At 60.5% G+C, this 20,860-nt stretch carries 22 protein-coding genes; 3 read left to right on the forward strand and 19 right to left on the reverse strand.

All coding sequences use genetic code 11. From position 1 onward, the window contains the following. Positions 1-42 precede the first annotated feature (42 nt). The 6 genes from I3J13_RS17520 to graD form a co-directional block, all read right to left on the reverse strand. Positions 43-381: a YciI family protein gene (locus tag I3J13_RS17520; protein ID WP_080850889.1), complete on the reverse strand. Its 339-nt coding sequence runs from the start codon at positions 379-381 to the stop codon at positions 43-45. Next, on the reverse strand, positions 378-1,265 hold the full coding sequence (gene graB, locus I3J13_RS17525; protein WP_020810145.1) for a hydroxyquinol 1,2-dioxygenase: 888 nt from the start codon (positions 1,263-1,265) through the stop codon (positions 378-380). The genes I3J13_RS17520 and graB overlap by 4 nt, the downstream gene beginning before the upstream one ends. Positions 1,266-1,280: 15 nt before the next feature. Next, entirely contained in the window at positions 1,281-2,336 is a 1,056-nt protein-coding gene (gene graC / locus I3J13_RS17530) for a maleylacetate reductase (RefSeq protein WP_196379584.1), read from the reverse strand. Positions 2,337-2,339: 3 nt separating this feature from the next. Further along, positions 2,340-3,323, reverse strand: a complete 984-nt coding sequence (gene tsdA / locus I3J13_RS17535; protein WP_080850883.1) for a gamma-resorcylate decarboxylase — start codon at positions 3,321-3,323, stop codon at positions 2,340-2,342. A gap of 46 nt (positions 3,324-3,369) precedes the next feature. Further along, positions 3,370-4,599 carry an FADH(2)-dependent resorcinol hydroxylase oxygenase component gene (gene graA, locus I3J13_RS17540; protein WP_196379585.1) on the reverse strand — a complete coding sequence of 410 codons (1,230 nt, stop codon included), beginning with the start codon at positions 4,597-4,599 and terminating at the stop codon, positions 3,370-3,372. Between the two features lie 93 nt (positions 4,600-4,692). Further along, complete coding sequence (gene graD, locus I3J13_RS17545; protein ID WP_020810141.1) at positions 4,693-5,232, reverse strand: FADH(2)-dependent resorcinol hydroxylase reductase component; 540 nt, start codon at positions 5,230-5,232, stop codon at positions 4,693-4,695. Positions 5,233-5,438: 206 nt separating this feature from the next. Between graD and I3J13_RS17550 the strand changes: the two genes are divergently transcribed. Then, positions 5,439-5,870, forward strand: coding sequence for a MarR family winged helix-turn-helix transcriptional regulator (locus I3J13_RS17550; protein ID WP_004433168.1), 432 nt, complete (start codon positions 5,439-5,441; stop codon positions 5,868-5,870). A 51-nt stretch (positions 5,871-5,921) separates the two neighbouring features. Here I3J13_RS17550 and I3J13_RS17555 read toward each other — a convergent pair whose 3' ends face one another. From I3J13_RS17555 to I3J13_RS17575, 5 genes are all read right to left on the reverse strand, one after another. Further along, positions 5,922-6,329, reverse strand: coding sequence for a pyridoxamine 5'-phosphate oxidase family protein (locus tag I3J13_RS17555; RefSeq protein WP_196379586.1), 408 nt, complete (start codon positions 6,327-6,329; stop codon positions 5,922-5,924). Positions 6,330-6,369: 40 nt separating this feature from the next. Continuing rightward, positions 6,370-6,942, reverse strand: a complete 573-nt coding sequence (locus I3J13_RS17560; protein ID WP_196379587.1) for a hypothetical protein — start codon at positions 6,940-6,942, stop codon at positions 6,370-6,372. A 13-nt stretch (positions 6,943-6,955) separates the two neighbouring features. Next, complete coding sequence (locus I3J13_RS17565; protein ID WP_206696228.1) at positions 6,956-7,495, reverse strand: peroxiredoxin; 540 nt, start codon at positions 7,493-7,495, stop codon at positions 6,956-6,958. Between the two features lie 194 nt (positions 7,496-7,689). Next, complete coding sequence (gene irrA, locus I3J13_RS17570; RefSeq protein WP_121490292.1) at positions 7,690-8,172, reverse strand: iron response transcriptional regulator IrrA; 483 nt, start codon at positions 8,170-8,172, stop codon at positions 7,690-7,692. 237 nt (positions 8,173-8,409) lie between these two features. Next, the gene (locus I3J13_RS17575) at positions 8,410-8,736 is read right to left on the reverse strand and encodes a hypothetical protein (protein ID WP_196379631.1); all 327 of its coding nucleotides are present in this window, start codon (positions 8,734-8,736) and stop codon (positions 8,410-8,412) included. On the opposite strand from I3J13_RS17575, the gene I3J13_RS17580 reads away from it, so the two are divergent. Continuing rightward, positions 8,666-9,055 carry a hypothetical protein gene (locus I3J13_RS17580; RefSeq protein ID WP_020810134.1) on the forward strand — a complete coding sequence of 130 codons (390 nt, stop codon included), beginning with the start codon at positions 8,666-8,668 and terminating at the stop codon, positions 9,053-9,055. The two genes, I3J13_RS17575 and I3J13_RS17580, sit on opposite strands and share 71 nt — an antisense overlap. A gap of 132 nt (positions 9,056-9,187) precedes the next feature. Here I3J13_RS17580 and I3J13_RS17585 read toward each other — a convergent pair whose 3' ends face one another. The 4 genes from I3J13_RS17585 to I3J13_RS17600 form a co-directional block, all read right to left on the reverse strand. Next, on the reverse strand, positions 9,188-9,817 hold the full coding sequence (locus I3J13_RS17585; RefSeq protein ID WP_059755440.1) for an outer membrane protein: 630 nt from the start codon (positions 9,815-9,817) through the stop codon (positions 9,188-9,190). Between the two features lie 250 nt (positions 9,818-10,067). Beyond that, positions 10,068-11,465 (reverse strand): sensor histidine kinase, encoded by a 1,398-nt coding sequence (locus tag I3J13_RS17590; protein WP_196379588.1) that lies wholly within the window; start codon positions 11,463-11,465, stop codon positions 10,068-10,070. A gap of 35 nt (positions 11,466-11,500) precedes the next feature. Then, positions 11,501-12,175: a response regulator transcription factor gene (locus I3J13_RS17595; RefSeq protein WP_059755161.1), complete on the reverse strand. Its 675-nt coding sequence runs from the start codon at positions 12,173-12,175 to the stop codon at positions 11,501-11,503. 161 nt (positions 12,176-12,336) lie between these two features. Further along, the gene (locus I3J13_RS17600) at positions 12,337-12,978 is read right to left on the reverse strand and encodes a TetR/AcrR family transcriptional regulator (protein WP_196379589.1); all 642 of its coding nucleotides are present in this window, start codon (positions 12,976-12,978) and stop codon (positions 12,337-12,339) included. A 141-nt stretch (positions 12,979-13,119) separates the two neighbouring features. Between I3J13_RS17600 and I3J13_RS17605 the strand changes: the two genes are divergently transcribed. Then, complete coding sequence (locus I3J13_RS17605) at positions 13,120-15,156, forward strand: NADH:flavin oxidoreductase (RefSeq protein ID WP_196379590.1); 2,037 nt, start codon at positions 13,120-13,122, stop codon at positions 15,154-15,156. A gap of 75 nt (positions 15,157-15,231) precedes the next feature. On the opposite strand, the gene I3J13_RS17610 is transcribed toward I3J13_RS17605, so the two are convergent. From I3J13_RS17610 to I3J13_RS17625, 4 genes are all read right to left on the reverse strand, one after another. Beyond that, complete coding sequence (locus I3J13_RS17610) at positions 15,232-16,293, reverse strand: ABC transporter ATP-binding protein (protein ID WP_196379591.1); 1,062 nt, start codon at positions 16,291-16,293, stop codon at positions 15,232-15,234. Then, positions 16,290-18,521 (reverse strand): ABC transporter permease, encoded by a 2,232-nt coding sequence (locus I3J13_RS17615; RefSeq protein ID WP_196379592.1) that lies wholly within the window; start codon positions 18,519-18,521, stop codon positions 16,290-16,292. Before I3J13_RS17615 ends, I3J13_RS17610 begins: the two co-directional genes overlap by 4 nt. A 98-nt stretch (positions 18,522-18,619) precedes the next feature. Beyond that, complete coding sequence (locus tag I3J13_RS17620; RefSeq protein ID WP_003503939.1) at positions 18,620-19,645, reverse strand: ABC transporter substrate-binding protein; 1,026 nt, start codon at positions 19,643-19,645, stop codon at positions 18,620-18,622. Between the two features lie 110 nt (positions 19,646-19,755). Next, positions 19,756-20,754 carry an ABC transporter substrate-binding protein gene (locus I3J13_RS17625; RefSeq protein WP_065656204.1) on the reverse strand — a complete coding sequence of 333 codons (999 nt, stop codon included), beginning with the start codon at positions 20,752-20,754 and terminating at the stop codon, positions 19,756-19,758. Between the last annotated feature and the right edge of the window lie 106 nt (positions 20,755-20,860).

Here is a 20,860-nt window from a genome sequence, read left to right on the forward strand (position 1 = left end):
ATGCAATATTAACAAATGCCAGGCGCATCGCGCCGACAAATTTCAGCCGGGCCCCAGCCCGGAAATCGTCGACAGCGTCGGCGTCCAGCTCAAAATATGAATGCGGTTATAAACACCGTGAATGACGAATGGATCGGCGTCGCTGAAGGCGATGACGTCTTCGATCGAGCGCGCCTGCGCAATAATGAGGGCGGCGGATGGGCCGTCGGCAACCGCGCTCATCGGGCCGGAGACAAGAATCTTGAACCCTTCCGCCATCGCCTCGCCATTGCGCAGATGGGCTTTGTGGGCCTCTATCTGCGCCGCCCGTTGCGCGGCCGCAGCGGGATCGCTTTCGGCGAAACGCACGTAAAGCCGGGTTCGGTCGCTGCCGCCGCTCATCGGGCGAGCACGAAATCGTGGTTCACCGACCAGAACCAGTCGCCGATGAAACCCAGATCCCGCGCCTTCTGCGCATCCTCCACCCGCTGGAAATCGGCGAGCAGACTTTCTTTTACGCCGAAGACCGCATCCGAACGGATATAGGGATCGTCGGGATCGAAGATATGGGTGACGAGCGTGGTGAAGCCTTCGGCCGAAACGATATAGTGCAAATGCGCCGGCCGGTAAGGATGCCGCCCCATGGCGCGCAGCAACTGCCCGACCGGACCGTCATCCGGGATCGGATAATATTTCGGCTTGGCGGCCCGGAACCAGTAGCGCCCGTCCTCGCCAGTGATGAAGACGCCACGCAGGTTGAAATCGGGCTGGATGCCCTTCTGCTGCACGTCATAAAAACCTTCGTCATTGGCCTGCCAGACATCGATACGCGCGCCGGCGACCGGCGCTCCCTCGGTATCGAGGATGCGGCCGGTGACCACCATATCCTCGCCCTTGCCATCGAGGCAGATATTCGCACCCATCGGCATTTCCGGCGCATCCGCGACATGGAAGGGGCCGAGAACGGTCGATTCAGACGCGCCGCTCGGCTTGCGATGGTTGATGGCGTCGACCAGCATGGAGACGCCGAGAATATCGGAAAACAGGATCCATTCCTGCCGCCATTCATTGCAGATCTGGCCGACCTCGGTGAGAAAATGAATGGCCTTCATCCACTCCTCCTCGGTCGGTTCGATTTCCTTCACCGCCTCGTGCAGCTTGCGCGTCACCACCGCCATGATTTCCTTCAGACGCGGATCGTCACAGTCGCGCATCCGCGCGATCACGGTTTCAGCCGAGCGTTCCTCGACGAAATAGCCGTCATCATTGCTCATCTTCATATCCATCGTCTCCTCCTCCCATCACTCCGGCCGCGCGCCCTTGAAGGCGCGTTGCAAAAGGTCGCGGATCGCAGTTTTTTCGATTGGCCGCGGGCACCAGTAAGGATTGGCCGTTGCAAGCTCCGCCATGCGGTCGAGATCGTCCGCCCGGACCCCGAGAGCGGCAAGGCTCGACGGCGCGCCAAGCCGGGCGGCAAAATCGTAGAGCCCTGCCCCTGCCCTGCCGCCGACAAGAGAAGCGAGCGGCGCGAGCAGATCCGGCACCGCCTGTTCCACATAGGCGATGGTATGCGGCAGAAGCACCGCATGGGTTTCCGCGTGCGGCAGGTCGAGACTGCCGCCCAGCGTGTGGCAAAGCTTGTGATGCAGCGACATGCCGACGGCGCCAAGCACCGTGCCGCACAGCCACGCACCATAAAGCGCGGTCTCGCGTGCCTTGACATCCTCCGGCGCAGCTTTCACGCCGGGAAGCGCCTCGATCATCGCCCGCAGCCCCTCAACCGCCATCAGGCTGGCGATGGGATTGCGGTCCTGCGCATAAAGCGCCTCCGCCGCATGCGCCATGGCGTTCAGCCCACTCGTCATGCTGATGGCGACAGGCAGTCCAAGCGTCAGCTCCGCATCGTAAATCACCACTTCCGGCAGGATTTCCGGCCCGCGCATGGTGGTTTTCACCCCGTTTTCCGTCTGGCCGAGAATTGGCGTCACCTCGGAGCCGGCATAGGTGGTCGGGATGACGATCTGTACCGCATCGGTGCGCAGCGCAATGGCCTTGCCGAGACCGGTGGTGGAACCGCCGCCGAGCGCCACCACGCAATCCGCTCCGGCGGTGCGATAGGCTTCGACCGCGTTTTTCGTCACCTCGACCGGCGTATGCATGGCCGCATCGGAGAAGACACCCACGGCAAGCCGGCCGAGCCGGGCGGCAAGCGCCTCCGCGTCGCCCTTCTGCTGCGGCGTGGAAAGCACCAGCGCCCGCGACAGGCCGAGGCGGCGGATTTCTTCCGCCACGCCCGCCGAGCTGCCCGCGCCGAAGACGATGCGGGCGGGAGCGGCCATATAGACGAAGGGCTGCATGATTCAGCGCCCGTCGAGCTTGAACAGGCGGCGCGCATTGGTGCGACCGATCTTTACCCGATCCGCCTCGGCGATGGTCGTCGCGTTGAACCAGTCGGAGGCGTGGTCGATATTCTCGAAGGGCCAGTCCGTGGAAAACAGGATGCGATCCGCACCGATTTCCAGAATGGCGTCGATCAGCGTCTGGGTGCGGAAATTGCCCGAGGTAGTGATGTGGAAATTCTCGTTGAAATAGTCCACGAAACGGCGCTTGGCCGGATAACGCGGCGGCAGCTTCACCCAGGCATTACGATGGTCGATGCGCCACATCATGTAAGGCAGGCCCTCGCCCATATGGCCGAGAATGATGTTGAGGCGCGGATGCTCGTCGAACAGGCCGGACGCCATCAGACGCAACGCATGGACAGCCGTTTCCTGCGCGAAAGCCCAGGTGGGGCCGAGCAGCCAGGGGTGGCCGTCATAGATGCGCGAATCCTGCGGCAGCGGATTGCGCGGATGCAGGTAGAAGGGCACGTCGAGCTTTTCCACCTCGCCCCAGAACGGGCGATATTGCGGCAGGTCGTAATAAAGCGGCGTCTGGCCATCGCCCTCCTGGCTGAAACCGTTGACGAGCGCGCCGACGAAACCGAGATCGTTGACGCAGCGCTGAAGCTCCTGCGTCGCCGCATCCGGGTCTTGCAACGGCAGGGCTGCGAAGGCGAGGAAACGATCCCGCCGCTTGGCGCACTCTTCTGCGAGAACGTCATTTGCCCGCCGCGCGATCTCGATCGCCTTCTTCCTGTCGGGAATGGCCTGCACCGCCGGCGCGTTCAGCGATAGGATCATGGTTTCGATGCCATGCGCATCCATCAGCTTCAGGCGCGTATCCTGAATGTCGAGCAGGCGGTGCTGCAGTTCCTTCCAGTAGTCGCCGGGTACGAACCCGGCCGAATCCTGAAGCGTTTCCGGGATTGCGAAATGCTCCTCGAGAGCGACCTTGCCTTGCATGTGGTTTCCTCCGAATTCACTCTTTGATTTGCCGCCCGAGAGGCGATCAATATTGGCCCTTGGGTTCCAGCCCGAGCATGCTCTGGCCGATCATGGTGCCCACGGCATCCCAGTTCATGCTGATATGGCGGCCGACCGCATTCGCATCCCGCCAAGCCCGCTGCACCGGGTTGGAAAGATCGAGCCCGACGCCGCCGGTGGAGTCGTTGAGCGCCTGCACGGCGCGCAGGGCGAGAGACACCGCAAAGGACTGGCCGCGACGGCTGAGAAGACGGTCATCCACCGTAAATTCCGCCCGGCCTTCGATCCTTGCCTGCGAGAGCGCCTGTGCGCGGGCAACATCGCGCAGCAATATTTCGCAAGCCGCATCGACGCTCGCCGCTGCTTCCGCAACGCGCAGCTGGATGGTCGGAAATTCGGCCATGCGATTATTGCCGCCAGCCACCGCACCGCGCGTCACCCGGCCGCCGACGTGATCGACATAAGCGGCAAGCGCGCCCCTGGCCGCGCCGACGCCTGCCGCCGCGAGACAGGAGGGAATGCCGGTCAGAAGCGGCATGTTGAACAGGCCTTCCTCCGCATAATAGTGTCCACCGGGCGTCTTTCCGCTGGTGGCGTCCGGAAAGGTCAGAACCCGGTGTTTGGGAACGACGACATCGTCGAGAACGAGCGTCTTGGAACCCGTGCCGGCCAGGCCCACCACGTGCCAGGTGTCTTCAATCGCATATTGCCCGGCGGGAACGAGCAGGAAGGCCGGAACCGGCTTGCCCTCACCCTGCGGCGGCAGAATGGCGGCGCAGAGGGACCATTGCGCGTTTTCGCAGCCCGAGGCGAAGGCCCATTTGCCGCTGAGGCGGTAACCGCCATCGGCGAGCTCCGCCATCTTTACCGGCGCATAGGAACCGCACAGCAGTGCATCGGGGTTTTCACCCCAGACATCGGCCTGCGCCTCTTCCGGAAACATCGCCAGCAGCCATTGATGGGCCGACAGCAGGCCGGCGACCCAGCCGGTCGACGCACAGGCGGCCGAAAGCTCGATATTGGCCTCGACCAGCTCGGCGAAATCTCCGCCCTTGCCGCCGAAGGCGCGGGGCTTGACGATATCGAAATAACCGATGCCGCGTAGCGCCTCGATGTGGCTGGCCGGAACGCGCCGGGCCTCCTCCGTCTGCCGGGCGCTCGCCCGGAAAAGATCGGCTATGCCGGTAACGCGGCTTGCGAGGCGGGCACGCGGGTTCGTTTGCGCCGGCAGCGGCGCATGGCTCATATCGTTCATGATTGTCTCCTTGCGGACTTTACTGGCCGGACTTTACTGGCCGGATGTTGCTGGCCGGGCGTTATCCCGCCGGGATTATCTGGGCGGCAATGATCAGGCGGGCAGGCTCGCGGGGCTTGCGGCGCAATATTGGGCGTTTTCGTAAAGCAGCGGCCGTGTCGTCTCGCTGACATCGGCCGAAACAACCTGCCCGATGAAAACGGTATGGGTTCCGTAGGGCATCGCCGCAACCCGACGGCAGGCGATGGCGGCATGGGCCGTGGGCAGATAGAGAACGCCATTGTCGTGGCGCTGCCATTGACCGTCGCGAAAACGCTCTTCCGGCGACACCTTGCCGCTAAAGGCGTCCGACAGGGCAATCTGATCCTGCGTCAGCACATTGACGATGAAATCGGGCCGGCACAGCAGCAGTTCATGCAGCAGGGTGCGATTGTTCAGGCAAACCAGCAGGGACGGCGGCTCCATCGAGACCGAAGTGACGGCCGTGACCGTCATGCCGTGATCGCGCTGATCACCCGAGGCACAGGCCGTGATAACCGTCACAGTCGCCGGGAAACGACGCATCGTTGAACGGAAATTCTGACCGACGCCTTCAGGCGCAAGGCTGCTCAGGCCAAACAATGCTGATGTCATGAGATCCTCCCAAATCCTGCATTCTTATTTATTTGCGTTTGCAACATTTGTCAATGCAAATGTTTTTCGTCATTTTTTGTGAAAGGCAGAACGCCGCATTCCCCCGTCTTATGGGGCGAAGCTATTGAAACGGATGAATTGTGCCGGTACAGCCGATAGGCGCACATCAGCATCTGCGCAGATGGTTCTCAAACGGGGATTTGCTCGTGTCCTATCAATTCACCGATTCGGTACCCTACCTGCTCAACTGGGTGGGCGTTCGGCTTGGCGAGCGCTTTTCCGTAAGACTGGCCTCCTATGACATCACCCTGCCGATGTATCGCGTGTTGGCGACGCTGCGGCAGCAGGAGAGCAAAACGCTGACCGAGCTTTCGGACATGGTATCGGTGGAGATTTCCACGCTGTCCCGGCTTGTGGGGCTGATGGTCCGGCGTAACCTCGTCAGCCGCGAACGGCCGCTCGACAATGCGCGCATCGTGCGCATCACCCTCACCCCGAAGGGCGAGGAACTGGCCGATGAACTCATGCCCATCGCCGCCATGTTCGAAAAAACCGCAATCGAAGGCCTCGACCCGGCCGAAGTAAAACTTTTCAAAAGCATACTGCGCCATATCGGCCGCAACATTGCCGGCCTCTAAACGGCCCACATTCGAAAAATGCGGGCCGTTATGATCGGCAGAGGTTTCGGCCTATTCGGGATTTGAGAGTTTCTTGCCCGCATCAGGGCCGGACCGCAGCGTATAAATCACCTCCAGATGGATGAGCACGGCGCATTTCGGCTCTTTCATTCCCGCCGTGCCGGCGAAACCCAGGGCATTCTGAAACGGAGCCCCGTCGGTGAAAATCTCCGGCCGGCCGACGAAGCGATAGCCGTCGAGCGCATCCCGGTCTATGACCGCGACGGCGATCTTCGAGCCGTCACGGATGTTCTGCAGCGTTTGACCGCCGGTATTCTCATTGTAGATCAGCGTCCTGTCGTCATAGACCCTGAGCGAGCGCTTCGGCCCGATATCCGGCAAGCCGTCCTTGCTGACCGTCGACTGGATCGGCAGCTGTTTGGCGAGAAAAGATTTCATCGTATCGTCTAGCGTATTCACGTTGCATTATCCTGATGTGTTTGAGAGTGGGCTTTCATCGTCATGACGGAATGATCGGGCAATGCGGGCAATCGTCGCCCGCCTGCTCCGCGTGGCGGGCCGCACGGAAGACTGCAAAGGCAGTGCCATATGCCTCCTGAACCGCACGGTCGATCACCCCGTCGTCACGCCCCCGCGACCGGAGATGATGTGCAAGGGCTGCGAGAGCCTGTTTGAGATGCTGCACGCAGGCGACCCGCATCGCCATCGGCGAGGAGGACGACCGGGCGGCCTCAAGAAGCCGCTCGTAAGCTCTCCGGTAAAGCCCCTCCGCCTCTAGGTAATTGCCCTCACCATTCTCCAGTTCCGCAAGATTATGGCATGAGACGTTGTAGATGATCGGTGCTGGATAGTGGCAGGGCTTTTCGAGGGCGGCGGCAAACAACCGCTCCCCTTCCGCCAGCGCATCGCCGTAAATGCCGCGCGCAAGCGAAATTTCCCCTTGCGAATAGGCCATATTGGCCCGTTCGGTCAGCCTCTTCCAATATCGGTCGCCGCCATCGATGACGACGAAGTCTCGCGAACGCGATGCGGCAAAGGCCTGCGTTCCGCCTGGGATTGAAACCTGTTTCATGCTCGACCCTCACTTATGCGGCCTTCAGGACGTCGTCGCCCTTCTGCCAGTTGCATGGGCACAATTGGTCGGTCTGAAGCGCATCGAGCACCCGCAGCACTTCCTGCGGATTGCGCCCGACGCCGAGATCGTTGACCGTGACGAAGCGAATGATGCCTTCAGGATCGATGATGAAGGTGGCGCGCAGCGCAACGCCTTCCACGGGATGCAGCACGCCGAAAGCCGCGCTCAACTCGCGCTTGATGTCCGATAGCATGGGGATTGGCAATTCTTTGAGATCCGCGTGGTTCTGCCGCCAGGCGAGGTGGACAAATTCACTGTCGGTCGAGACACCGTAGACGACCGCGTCGCGATCTGCGAATTCCGGATTGAGCTTGCCGAAAGCCGCGATTTCGGTCGGGCAGACGAATGTGAAGTCCTTTGGCCAGAAGAAGATGACCTTCCACTTGCCGGCGCTGCTCGTGTCGCTGATGCGCATAAAAGCATTGGCCGGATCAGTGGAGATAACCGCCTGGAGGTCGAATGCGGGCAGTCTTGCACCAATGGTAAGCATTTGGATTTCCTTTCATTGCCGTTTGCCGGACGAGACAAGGCGGCTCATTCCGCCTCCATCCGGAAAGGCGGGCCGCAATTTCCAAAATCTGTGACGGCTTTCACAAAGCGGACGCCGACTGCGCCGCTATAGGGCGATGAACGGGTTTGAATGCGCGCCCGGCGCACAGGCGCGGGCGGCTCTCCAGAAGATCGTCATTTCAGGTTTCCATCCCTCAATCCCCGGCGTTCAGGCTCATCGCGACATGCGGAGCCGTACCCTCGAGGAGCCTGTTTCTCCGGCTCCAGACGCACAAGACGAAGCAGAATATCCACCTTGTCGATGACATATCCTTCCGGCGGTTCGGGCAGCATTCCCAGACTGATCCGGCCGGCGGGAATATCAATGATCCGATCCTCGGCCTCGACATAGAAATGCTGGTGATTGGCGGTATCGGTGTCGAAATAGGTCCGCCCGCCCTCGATGCAGACCCTGCGGACGAAACCCGCCTCGGCAAACTGGTTGAGCGTATTATAGACCGTCGCCAGAGACAGCCGCGTTCCTGTCGCAATGGTCTCACGATGCAGATCGTCGGCCGTGAAATGCCTGTGCTCTTCCCGGAAAATAAGCCCGCCAAGCACGATTCGCTGACGGGTTGGACGCAGGCCGACCCGTTTCAGCGCTGCCCGCGTTCGCATCATCGCTTCCTCGGTGCGGAAGCGTTTGCGGGTTTCTTCAGGAACAAAGAGCATCTGAACATCCGATCGAAAGGGATAAATTGCGGGAAGAAATTGCGATCCCGGACGGATCATCCGTCTCCGCCGTGCAGATAAATCCATTCGCAGCGACACATTCGACATCGATCATCTGAACTCGCCCGGAAACCGAAATTGCAACTCATTCGCAACAACAGAATATGGGAAATAAAACCAGCGTCAATCCTTATTGCAAATGATTCTTAACTGCAAAAGATGAAAGATGGCTTCCTGGACGACGAAACCTGCGCTGTCCCAGGATAGCGGAATGGCCTGTCGACACATATCGGCCGCAACATCGCCGGCCTCAGATACCGGCAATTCGGGCATCGCCGCTTTCAGCGGATGCCACCCGCCTCGCCCCGCTTTTCCCGTGCAATGTACTTGCAATAACCGGTTCCTATCCCTGCGAACGTCACCGCAGAAAGGAACTTCCATATCCAACAGATCGTCCCTTGCAGTCCCGGCAGCAATCTTCCTTATCGCCGGCGCATCGATACTGCTCACGGCCTGCGCCTCGACTGTCATGAAAAGCTATATCGGCGCGCCCATCACCAGCGTGATGCTGGACTATGGGCCGCCGGACAATATCTACAGTCTGGGTCCCGGCCAGCAGGCCTATCAATGGCGGAAAAACAAGACGCAGGCTGTCGCCGGATCGTCGAGTGGCGAGGTGCGGACAACACGGCGTGGCGAACGTTACGAAGTGTCCGAAACGCCGGCTTATATTGAGCGCATCGATTGCTTCTATACCTTCTACACCCGCAATTCCGGGGCCGAATGGTATGTTACGAGCTTCCGGCAACCTTCGCTCGAATGCGAATGACCGTTCCGGGTTTCAAATTTCAGCCCGGTTCCGCATATTCCGCGCCCCGCCCTTTTTCACCGCCGCTTCCAGACCGAAAGCGGCGGCGTTCTTTTGAAAATTCTCCCTGGAATCTGTCATGGGAAGGTCCGGTCAGAAGCGATAATTCAGGCCGGCCTTGATGACATGATCGCTGACATCGGTTTTCGATTTACCGCTGGCGGTCGTCGTGGCCACATTTCCGGTGCTCACATAATTATATTCGAACTTCGCCGACAGGCCGCCGCCGAAACTCTGTTCGACGCCTGCCCCGACCAGATAGCCCTGTTTCCAGCCATCGGGACCTGTCACGCCATTTCCGTCCCTGAACTTTGTCGTGGTCAGGCCGGCGGTGCCGTAAACCAGCGTCTGGTCGAGCGCCACGCCGGCCTTCATCTTGGCCGCACCCCGGAAACGCTCCCGCAAACGACCGTTCGGCACACGCGCCTCGTTCCCGAGATAGGAACCTTCGAGTTCCGCACCGACCACGCCCGAACCGAACTGGAAGTTATAACCGGCCTGAACACCCCCCGTCAGGCCGCGGCCGCTGGCCAATGGGTTGAATTTCGGGGAGGCAACGCCACCATGCACACCCACATAGGCCCCGCCCCAGGAGAAGGCCGGCGGACTGCCGTAATCGAAGGATTGCTGCGTATTGTAGTTGGTGAGATCGGCGGAATGGGCATTGCCTGCAACCGCGACGACGATGGTCACGGCGACAAGCGATTTCTTGACGATCGACATGAATGACTCCAGACGAAACCGATGCGCCATCTTCTGGCACAGCCAAGTTTCAGTTCGCGTTGAAGAACCGGAAACCGGCTCCCGTTAGTCTGCTGCGCCGGCCGACATGACGTGCGGATGCGTTCAGCAGATAAGGGGATTTTCCCCGCGAGAATTGCGCCTGCATTGCATGGAACGAATTTTATTAGAAATTATTTATTTATTTAAATAAGTTAGATCTATTTTCTTAACCGAATCGTAAGAAATTTCATTATCGCAGCGCGGTCGCAGCGCCTTTCGAAACTATCGGTCGAATTTCGAGCCGGACACAAAAGCCGGGATTGAGATCGACAAACAGAACACGGCCACAATGAAGCTCCGCCGCGTTCTGGACCAGATTTAACCCAAGGCCGGCTCCGGGCGAGTTCGTGTTGATGCGGTGAAACGGCTCAAATACCTGCGCGCGCTCCGGGAGAGGTATACCCGGCCCTTCATCGCAGACCTCGATGGCCCCCGCCGGATCGACCCGGATCGTAATTGCGCCCTTGCCGCCGGCATGGTCTATCGCGTTGCGCACGAGATTGACGACCGCCATCTCGATAATCGACGTCTGCACCGTGAAGACGACTTCGCCCTCGCCGGGCTCGAAATCGAACTCGTAACCGGCATCCATCGCAATCGGGGCGAGATCGGTCGCGATGCGCTCGACAAGCTTATTGAGATCGCGCGGCTCCGCCGGCAGTTTCACTGCACCCACCGCCTGCATCTCCAGTAGTTGATGCGCAACGCGGGTCAAGCGGTCGATATCGGCCCTGATCTGACGGCTCAGCGCGTCATCGGGCAAAAGGTCGGCTCTGGTGCGTACGATTGCGATCGGCGTCCGCAGCTCATGCGCCGCATCGGCGAGAAAGCGGTTGCGGCGATTATACCCGTCATCGAGCCTCGACAGCGCGACGTTGAAGGCATCCACCAGCGGGATGATTTCAAGGGGAACTTTCGAACGGTCGATACGCTCGGACCGGTTCTCGAAATCGATGGACTGCGCCTGTTTGACGGTTTCCATCAGCCCGCTCAAAGAGCGACCGACCGCCCGCGGGGTCACGAGCAATGTCGCGATGCCCGTCAGGATCAGCATGGGCACGACGGCGATGAGGATGATGAAGCCCAGCGCCGGCAGCACGGTCAGCCAGCGGATGGCGCCCTCGGCATCCTTTTCCAGATCCAGCTGAACATTGATCCAGATACTCAGACCGTCATTGGGAATTCCTTCCTCCGTCCCGGCAATGAACTGAAGCCGCCCGGCGGCTGTATCGCGGTTTTCAACGGTGGCGCGGAGCGTTCCGGCCGCCTCCAGACGCGCGCGGTCAAAACTTTGGGGAAATACGGCCGACAGGGCGGGCGGCGGGACCGCGCCATATTGCAATACGATGTCATTGGCGTCGCGCACCACAAACCAGAGATTCGGATAGCGCCGTTTCAGCTCCGCCAGCTCCGGCGTCGCCGACAGTTGCGGCCTGCCCTGTCCGTCCTTCGTCACGCTCTCCGCGACGATACGGGCAGCCTCTTCATTCGCACCTTCGAGCCGTGGATCGATGATCCATATCCAGCCGATGAGAAGGATAACAAAAAGGACGAGCAGGAATGCCTGCAATGCGAAAAGGCGCTTCATCAGCCCCCATCGCAGGGATCGATTGCGCTCCTGTCTCATGTCTTCAACCGGATGAGATAACCGATATTCCGCACGGCCCTTATCTCCACCGTGGCGTCAGCCTGCGCCAGCTTCTTCCTGATCCGGGAAATATGCGCATCGAGAGCGTTGGACTCGATCTCGTCATCGAGCGTATAGACCGCCTCGATCAGGTTCGACCGCGTGACGATGCGGTTCGGACGCCGCATCAGCGCTTCAAGCACCAGATATTCCCGACGCCGCAACTCGATGATGGAGCCGGCAATGCTGACTTCATTGCTGCGCGGATCGATGCTCAGATTTCCGAAATGCGCATATTTGTCGGAAAGAGAAGGGCCGCGTCTGTGGAGAGCCCTGAGGCGGGCGAGCAGCTCCTCGATTGCAAAGGGCTTGGCAAGATAATCATCCGCTCCCGCATCCAGCCCGTCGACACGATGATCGACACTTCCAAGCGCCGTCAGAACAAGGATCGGCACGGAATGCCTGCTCCGGCGAAGCGAAGCCACCAGGTTCAGCCCCTCTCCATCGGGAAGACGGCGATCCAGAACCAGCACATCGTAAGACCCGTCGCGCGCAAGGGCGTCAGCATCGCTGATGGTGCTGACATGATCGGCAAGCACATCGCGCCGGCGCAGGGCTTCAAGAAGCGCGCGCGCCATTTCGGGTTCATCCTCAAGAAGCAAGATTCGCAATGACTTCCCCCAGAGATGGATTCTTGCCATCCCCACCACTGGTCGAAAAATGTTGCAGCTACATTGCAGGAGGGCGGGCAGACAATTCGTCTTCTACCACCTTACAGCACATAATCCGACGGCATTGCGTGTGTTTTCGCGCTGACGTCACTCTGGAAATGTCACGGTTGCGCCGTTCCGGGCCTGTACCCGTGTCTCGCATAAAACCGGTCAAGCTCACGCTGCTGCGGCATCTCACCGGTATAGATGGCGATGTAGTCCGGAATCCTCTGCATCCGCACCGCCACATCTTCCTCGGACTGCATGGAAATGTAGCCGATCTGCACGAGATAGGTGGTCCGGGCACGCACATCCGCCGTGTTTTCATTGTGGCCGAACCGCACGAACATGCATGCAAGCGCCGCCATTCTCATCTCGTCGGCCTTGCGAACCTCCGCAAGAATCTCATCGGACTGAAGGCCCCAGCTTCGAACGGCGAATTCAAATCTGCTGTCGAAAAGGGAGGGATCCAGCCAGCAGTCGAAAATATTGAGCATGGCTTCGGCCAGCGTCTCGGCATAGGCCTCCGACTGCCGGACGATGCTTCCGGTATTTTTTTCCCGCCAGCGGGTGACAAGCGCGGCCAGCAATTCCTCCCGGTCCTTGAAGAACCAGTAGAAGCTTGTGCGCGACAGATTGAGCTTTTTCGCCAGAGGCAGGATTTTGACGGAATCCACGCCCGATTCCAGCAAAGCCTGATAGGCGGCCTCAAGCCACCCTTCCTGCGATCCACGCCAGCCGGTGTCGTTCAATGTCGCTTCCATGACGCGTTCGTAGCAAATCGGTCTCTTCGCGACAAGCGGGATGTACACCCGTGTCAAAAGAAAAGACAATTGTGTTTTGTAAATTGACACAAGTGTACATTCCCGCTTAGCCTTGAGACAGAAACCCTTTTGGAGCAGGCTATGTCGAGCGATCCCCTTCTTCAGCCCTACCAGCTAAAACACCTCACCCTGCGCAACCGCATCATCGTCACCTCGCACGAACCCGCCTATCCCGAAGATGGCATGCCGAAGGGACGTTATCGCGCCTACACGGTGGAGCGGGCGAAGGGCGGCGTCGCCCTCACAATGACGGCCGGCTCCGCCGCTGTCTCCAGGGACAGCCCGCCCGTCTTCAACAACCTGCTCGCCTACAAGGATGAAATCGTCCCGTGGATCCGGGAAATGACCGACGCCGTGCATGAACAGGGTGCGGCGATCATGATCCAGCTCACGCATCTCGGCCGCCGCACCCGCTGGGACAAGGGCGACTGGCTGCCGATCCTTGCGCCGTCACATCACCGCGAAGCGGCGCATCGGGCTTTTCCGAAGAAGATCGAGGACTGGGATATCGAGCGTATCATCAAGGACTTCGCCGACGCCGCCGAACGCATGAAGGCGGGCGGAATGGACGGGGTGGAGCTGGAAGCCTATGGCCATCTCATCGACCAGTTCGTCTCGCCGCTGACCAACGAACTGGACGGCCCCTATGGCGGCCCGCTCGAAAACCGCATGCGCTTCTGTCTCGACGTTTTCAGGGCGATGCGCGAACGCGTGGGCGACCATTTCATCCTCGGTGTCCGCTACACCGCCGACGAATGTCTCGAGGGCGGCACCGGACAGGCAGAGGGCATCGAAATCGCCAGACGCCTGAAGGAAAGCGGCCTGATCGATTATCTCAATGTCATCAGGGGCCATATCGACACCGACCCGGGCCTGACCGACGTCATCCCCATTCAGGGCATGGCCAATGCGCCGCATCTCGATTTCGCCGGTGAAATCCGCGCCGCGACCAGCTTCCCGACATTCCACGCCGCCAAGATCCCCGATGTCGCCACCGCCCGCCACGCCATCGCCGCCGGCAAGGTGGACATGGTGGGCATGACCCGCGCCCACATGACCGATCCGCATATCGTGCGCAAGATCATGGAAAAACGCGAGGACGATATTCGCCCCTGCGTGGGCGCCAATTATTGTCTCGACCGCATCTATCAGGGCGGTCTCGCCTTCTGCATTCACAATGCGGCAACGGGCCGTGAGGAAACCATGCCGCACGAGATACCCAAAGCGGCGGAACGCCGGAAGGTGGTGATCGTCGGCGCCGGACCGGCCGGGCTCGAGGCCGCGCGTGTCTGTGCCGAACGCGGCCATGAGGTCGTCGTGTTCGAGGCCGCCAACAATCCCGGCGGCCAGATCCGGCTAACGGCGCAAAGCGAACGCCGCCGGGAGATGATCAGCATCATCGACTGGCGCATGAGCCAGTGCGAGAGGCTGGGCGTCACCTTTCATTTCAACAACTGGGCCGAAGCGGACACGGTTCTTTCGGAAAACCCTGACGTCGTCATCATCGCCACCGGCGGATTGCCGCATACCGATGTGCTTTCCAGCGGCAACGATCTCGTCGTCTCGGCATGGGATATCATTTCAGGAGACGTCAAGCCGGGAACGAATGTGCTGGTTTTCGACGATGCCGGCGATCATACCGGCCTGCAGGCCGCCGAATTCCTCGCAAAAGCCGGAGCGAAAGTGGAGATCATGACGCCTGACCGCGCTTTTGCCCCGGAAGTCATGGCCATGAACCTCGTTCCTTATATGCGCTCGCTGCAAAAACGCGATGTCACCTTCACCGTTACCTACCGGCTGGAAGCGGCGGAAAGAAACGGCAACCAGCTTGTCGCCCATGTCGGCAGCGATTATGGCGGCGTGACGAAATCGAGAACCGTCGACCAGATCGTCGTCAACCATGGCACGGTCCCACTGGATGACCTTTATTTCGAACTCAAGCCCGGTTCGAAGAACCTCGGGGAAATCTCCTACGACGCCCTGCTTGCGGGAGCCGCCCAAGCGGTCGAGCGCAACCCGGAAGGCGCCTACCGGCTCTTCCGGATCGGCGATGCGGTCGCCGCGCGCAATACCCATGCGGCGATCTACGATGCGCTTCGTCTGGCAAAGGATATTTGAGACCCGCCTTCCCGACAGACAGAGGCAGACCAAATCTGCCTCTGTCTCGATGTAATCCTGAGTGCAGGAGCGGCTTCAAGCCTGAATCAAGGCAATGCCCCGGTTCTTGAACCCCAGCGTCACATTGCTCGCCGCCGGCAGGCTGGTCTCCACGGCATGGTCGACAATGAAAAGCGTACCGATATCGGTTTCCACCTCATATTCGACGTGACCGCCGAGATAGGCGCTGTGCAGCACCCGGCCGGCAAGCCCCTGCCCGCCCGGTTGTCCGATGGAAATTGAGCCGGGGCGGACCGCAAGCTCTGCGGGACCCGGCCGGGCGTTGCGTGCCGCGACCCGATGATCGATCCCGCCGACGCGGATCAGCGCATCGGCGCCCTCAACGCCAATGACCTCGCAACCGACAACATTTGCCTCGCCCATGAAATCGGCGATGAAGGCGGAGGCCGGGGCCTCGTAGAGATCGCGTGGCGCACCAGACTGGGCGATTTCGCCGTCCTTCATCACGATGATCCGGTCGGAAACAGCCAGCGCCTCATCCTGATCATGCGTCACGTAAACCGCGGTGAAACCCAGCCGCTGCTGCAATTCGCGGATTTCGGTGCGAACCCGGCGGCGAAGGCGGGCATCGAGGTTGGAAAGCGGCTCATCGAGCAGCAGCACCTGCGGCTCGAGCACCAGAGCGCGCGCGACCGCGACACGCTGCTGCTGGCCGCCGGAAAGTTCGGCAGGCAGGCGATGCCCCATGCCGGCAAGACCGACGAGCTTCAGCCCCTCTTCCGCTTTCTCCCGCGCTTCCGCCTTGCGCAGCCCGGAGGATTGCAGGCCATAGGCGACATTGTCGAGCGCCGTCATATGCGGGAAAAGCGCATAGGACTGGAAGACCATCGAGACATCGCGCTCATTGGCGGGCAGCATGGTCACATCCTTGTCGCCGATGAGGATGCGGCCCGAGGTCGGATGCTCGAGGCCCGCCAGCATGCGCAGCGTCGTCGTCTTGCCGCAGCCGGAGGGACCGAGCAGGGTGACGAGCGTACCGGGCTCGATGGTGAGCGACAGGTCGGGAATGGCGGTGAAGGCGCCGAAGGTCTTGCGGACATTCTGAAAGGTGACGGAGCCGGGTTTTACGGAAATCATGCGGTTTTCTCCTGAGCGAGAGGAACGGAGGAAGCGGAGGGCAGGCCGGCGACGCGGTTTTCGCGCCGCAGGCGACGCTCGCCGACAATGAGCTGGAAGCCTGTGATGACGGTGATCATCACCACGATCAGCATGGAGGAATAGGCAATCGCCACCCCATATTCACCGTTCTCGACAAGACCGACGATATAGGAGGTCGCCATGTTGTATTCGGCGCTGACGAGGAAGATGACGGCGCTGATGGAGGTGATGGCACGCACGAAGGAATAGACCAGTGCGGCCGTGATTGCGGGCCTCAAGAGCGGTAGGATGACCTTGCGGATGGTGCGGAAACTGTTGGCCCGCAGCGTCAGCGAGGCCTCGTCGAGACTCTTGTCCAGCTGGCTCATCGCCGCAATGCCGCCGCGCACGCCGACCGGCATGTTGCGGAACACGAAGCAGGCGATCAGGATCAGCGCCGAGCCGGTCATTTCCACCGGCGGCAGGTTGAAGGCCATGATATAGCTGACGCCGATGACCGTGCCGGGAATGGCAAAGCTCATCATCAGCGCGAATTCGAACAGGTTCCGCCCGGCGAATTTCTGCCGCACGATGATGTAGGCGGTCAAAAGACCGACGGCGGCGGTCAGCGGTGCCGAAACCAGTGCGATCTTCATGGTCGTCCAGAACGAGTTCCAGGCCACGCCGGTCCAGGCAATCGAGCCATTGGAGAAGCTGATGGAAAAGGCGCGGACGTAGTGGTCTAGGGTCAGGGAATTGTCGAGACCCCATGTCTTCACGAAACCGCCCACAAGGATCATGCCATAAACGACGATGGTGAAGACCATCCACGGCACGACGACGGCGTGAACGCCGATGGACAGGCCGCGCGGAAGCGCGATATGCGCGCCGCTGTCACCCTTGCCCGTCACCGTCGCGAAATTTTTGCCTGCCAGCCAGAAACGCTGCGCAAGGAAGGCCGAAAGCGTGAAGCACAGCAGGATGATCGCCAGAACCGCAGCGCGGGAGGGATCGTTCTGCGAGCCGACGACGGCAAAGAAGATTTCCGTCGACAGCACGCCATGGGTGCCGCCAAGCACCAGCGGATTGCCGAAATCCGCCATGCTCTCGATGAAGCCGATCAGGAAGGCATTGGCGAGACCGGGCTTCATCAGCGGCAACGACACCCGCCAGAAGGTGCGCCAGCGGTCGGCACGCAAAGTCTGCGAGGCTTCTTCCATCGACGGGCTGACGCCTTCGACCACGCCGATCAGCACCAGAAACGAGATGGGCGTGAAGGAAAGAACCTGCGCGATCCAGATACCGGTCATGCCATAAAGCCAGCGACCCGGCTCGATGCCGAAAAGATAGGAAAGCCATTCGGTGACGACGCCGGCGCGGCCGAACAGCAGCGTCAGGGCAAGGCCGATGACAAAAGGCGGCGTGATGATCGGCAGAACGGTGAGAAGCCGCAGGCCTTTCTTGAAGGGAAAGCGCGTACGGGTGGCGATCAGCGCAAAGCCAAGCCCGAGCACGGTCGAGCCGAAGGCGGTCATCAGGGCGAGAAACAATGTGCGCCAGGCAACGCCGCAACGCTCTTCACCCGTGACGCAGCCAAGGCTCCAGATGCCGGGATCCTTGATATTGCGGATAAAGCCATCGGCATTGAAGGAGCCGTCGAAATCCTGAACGGAGGCGACCAGCATGCTGCCGATCGGATAGAAGACAAAAACCGTGACGAGGAAAACCAGAACGGAAATGGCGCCGACGACGAAGGCGTCGCCTTTCATGACGCCGCGTTCGGCAAGCCCAAAGGCGAAAAGCAGCACGAAGACGAACGACATGACGACGGCACCGGCACCCATGGAGGGTTGGCCATCGGCAAGCATGCCGAAGAGGTTTTCGCTCACCGTCCAGCTCCAGCCGGTAAAGCCGATGGCCAGCCCCTGCAAGGCGAGGAAAACGAGCCCGGCAGCGCCGATGACGGCAAGCAGCCCGCCGCGCCGCATCGGATCACGGATGGACCGGACAAGGCATGCGGCGAGGAAAAAGACAACGACGCCGACCAGCCATGGTTTTCCATAGGACAATATTTGCAGCACACCGGGCGCATTGCTGGCGGAAGAGAAAAAGCCGGAAAGCCAGCGGAAGCTGAAAAAGCCGCCTTCGATGCGATACCAGGGAAGAAGAATGAGGGCAAAAGCCCCGAGCGCCAGGACGATGTCCAGCCTGCGATTGCCACGTGTCATGGCCGACCTCGCTTGTTTCATGCCGATGAAAGAGTGGCGGACACCCCGGCTTAAAAAGCCGGGATGCCTGTCGCCGGAATTAAGATCAGCGGTTCAGATCAGTTGGCGACCGCACCGACCTCGCGGTCCCAGCGTTCCAGCAGCGCCTTGCGCTTGGCCGGGTCGCCATAGGTCTTGAAGTCATAGTCGATGAGTTTGATGTCCTCGAACTTCGGCGCTTCCTTCGGCACTTCCGCCGTCTTGTTGGAGGGCAGCTGGAAGGACTTGGCATCCTTCATGCGCGACTGCACTTCCGGCTTCAGCGCCCAGTCGTACCAGGTCTTCGCATTGTCGAGGTTGCGCGCACCCTTGATGATCGACATGGAGCCGATTTCATAACCCGTGCCTTCGCAGGGCGCGATGGACTTGACCGGGAAGCCTTCCGCTGTCTGCGCCACCGCATCATGCATGAAGACGATACCGAGCGCCGTCTCGCCACGCGCCGCCGCCTTGACCGGCGCGGAACCGGACTTGGTATATTGCGAGATATTGGCGTTGAGCTTCTTCAGATAGTCGATCGCCTGATCCTCGCCCATGATCTGCACCAGCGACGCCAGCGCCGTATAGGCGGTGCCGGACGAATTCGGATTGGCGATCTGGATTTCGCCCTTGAGTTCCGGCGCCAGCAGATCGGCCCAGCACTTCGGCTCCTTGTAACCCTTGGACTTGAAGATTTCGGTATTGTAGCCCCAGCCCAGCGCGCCGGCATAAACACCGACAGTTCTGTAACCGGTGCTTTCCGCCTGCTTCACGGCCCAGTCCTGCAACTGGTCCAGCATCGGCGACTTGTATTCGAGCGTCAGGTTCTCGGACGCCGCCTGCATGTGCGGATCGCCGGTGCCGGCCCACCAGATGTCCGTCTTCGGGTTGCGGGCTTCCGCGCGCACCTTGGCATAGGTCTCGCCCGAAGACAGGCGCACCATATTGACCTTGATGTCGTGTGACTTTTCAAAGTCGCCCTTCATCTGTTCGCAGATCACGACATCGGCCGAGCAGATCAGGTTGAGTTCGCCCGCCGCCTGCGCGGAAACGGCGCTCAGTGCCGTGCCGGCAAAAAGCAGGGTGGAAAGTATCGTCAGTCGCATGGTTATCCTCCTGTAGCTTGCGTCTGAATTCCTGGGTGCGCGGACATGGCGCTGCCGGTCGCGGCGCCTTGCGGCACGCGCGCTGTCTTTTTGAGGTGTTGGTTTTGGCCCTACTGGGTCTGGGTCGGGTGGATTTCGCTGTCGAAGCGGCTCAATAACCGACTTCGCTCTTCCGGCTGTCCGAAGGTGGCGAAGTCGTAATCCACCATCTTGATCATCGATATATCAGGTGCGGTCAGCGGCAATGTCGCCCGGGCGTTGGAAGGCACCTGGTTCTGGCCGGCAGCAGCCCCGGTCGCCTGCCCTTCCGGGCTCAGCGCAAATTCCACGAAATCCTGCGCAAGCGCCGCGTTGCGATTGCCCTTGACGATGCTGACAGCCCCGATTTCATAACCGGTGCCCTCGCACGGCGCGACGATCACCAGCGGAAAACCTTCGATCTTCTGGGTCACGGCATCATGCATGAAGGAAATCCCGATCATGATCTCGCCCCGCGCCGCCGCCTTGACGGGCGCTGCACCAACCTTGGTATAGCTCACGACGTTCAGGTTGAGCTTTTCCATGAAACCGAAGGCCTCCTCCTCGCCAAACAGCTGGACGAGAGTGGCCAGCATGGTGAAGGCCGTGCCTGAATAGTTCGGATTGCCGGTCAGGATATGGCCGCGATAGACATCCTTCGCCAGATCCTTCCAGCAGGTCGGCGCCGGCAGATTGTTCTTCGCAAGCAGTTCCGAATTATAGGCAAAGCCCAGCGCACCGGCATAAATTCCCGCAGACCGCGATCCCGACATCACCGAGAAATTCTGCGCCCAGGGCAGCAAATCCTGCTGGTGGGCGGGCCGGTATTCATCCAGCAACCCTTCAGAACCCGCCTGCAAATGGGTGTCGCCAGTACCGCCCCACCAGACATCGACAGTGGGATGGGATCGTTCAGCACGAATCTGATCGAGAATTTCGCCGGTGCTCTTGCGCACCATCGAAATCTCAAGACCGGCCCTGGCTTCGAAAGCCCGCTGCATGGTCAAGCACCAGGCCTCGTCGACGCCGCAAAGGACGTTCAACTTCGGTTCGGCCATGCCATGCCCTGCGCCGCACAGCCATAGGACCATGCTCGCCGCAAGTGCGGTCAATGCTTTCAATCAAGCCTCCCTGCCCGGAACCTCCCCGTTCCAGTCTCCACCTACAGCATGTCACATCCTGTCCGCACCGCAATCG

Origin of the sequence: Agrobacterium leguminum, from assembly GCF_015704895.1 — a bacterium.
GTDB lineage: Bacteria > Pseudomonadota > Alphaproteobacteria > Rhizobiales > Rhizobiaceae > Agrobacterium > Agrobacterium leguminum.

Coding starts and splice junctions, on each gene's coding strand:
- I3J13_RS17520 (WP_080850889.1), bottom strand. CDS start 381: ATGAGCGGCGGCAGCGACCGAACCCGGCTTTACGTGCGTTTCGCCGAA.
- graB (WP_020810145.1), bottom strand. CDS start 1,265: ATGGATATGAAGATGAGCAATGATGACGGCTATTTCGTCGAGGAACGC.
- graC (WP_196379584.1), bottom strand. CDS start 2,336: ATGCAGCCCTTCGTCTATATGGCCGCTCCCGCCCGCATCGTCTTCGGC.
- tsdA (WP_080850883.1), bottom strand. CDS start 3,323: ATGCAAGGCAAGGTCGCTCTCGAGGAGCATTTCGCAATCCCGGAAACG.
- graA (WP_196379585.1), bottom strand. CDS start 4,599: ATGAACGATATGAGCCATGCGCCGCTGCCGGCGCAAACGAACCCGCGT.
- graD (WP_020810141.1), bottom strand. CDS start 5,232: ATGACATCAGCATTGTTTGGCCTGAGCAGCCTTGCGCCTGAAGGCGTC.
- I3J13_RS17560 (WP_196379587.1), bottom strand. CDS start 6,942: ATGAAACAGGTTTCAATCCCAGGCGGAACGCAGGCCTTTGCCGCATCG.
- I3J13_RS17565 (WP_206696228.1), bottom strand. CDS start 7,495: ATGCTTACCATTGGTGCAAGACTGCCCGCATTCGACCTCCAGGCGGTT.
- irrA (WP_121490292.1), bottom strand. CDS start 8,172: ATGCGAACGCGGGCAGCGCTGAAACGGGTCGGCCTGCGTCCAACCCGT.
- I3J13_RS17585 (WP_059755440.1), bottom strand. CDS start 9,817: ATGTCGATCGTCAAGAAATCGCTTGTCGCCGTGACCATCGTCGTCGCG.
- I3J13_RS17590 (WP_196379588.1), bottom strand. CDS start 11,465: ATGAAGCGCCTTTTCGCATTGCAGGCATTCCTGCTCGTCCTTTTTGTT.
- I3J13_RS17600 (WP_196379589.1), bottom strand. CDS start 12,978: ATGGAAGCGACATTGAACGACACCGGCTGGCGTGGATCGCAGGAAGGG.
- I3J13_RS17605 (WP_196379590.1), top strand. CDS start 13,120: ATGTCGAGCGATCCCCTTCTTCAGCCCTACCAGCTAAAACACCTCACC.
- I3J13_RS17610 (WP_196379591.1), bottom strand. CDS start 16,293: ATGATTTCCGTAAAACCCGGCTCCGTCACCTTTCAGAATGTCCGCAAG.
- I3J13_RS17615 (WP_196379592.1), bottom strand. CDS start 18,521: ATGACACGTGGCAATCGCAGGCTGGACATCGTCCTGGCGCTCGGGGCT.
- I3J13_RS17620 (WP_003503939.1), bottom strand. CDS start 19,645: ATGCGACTGACGATACTTTCCACCCTGCTTTTTGCCGGCACGGCACTG.
- I3J13_RS17625 (WP_065656204.1), bottom strand. CDS start 20,754: ATGGTCCTATGGCTGTGCGGCGCAGGGCATGGCATGGCCGAACCGAAG.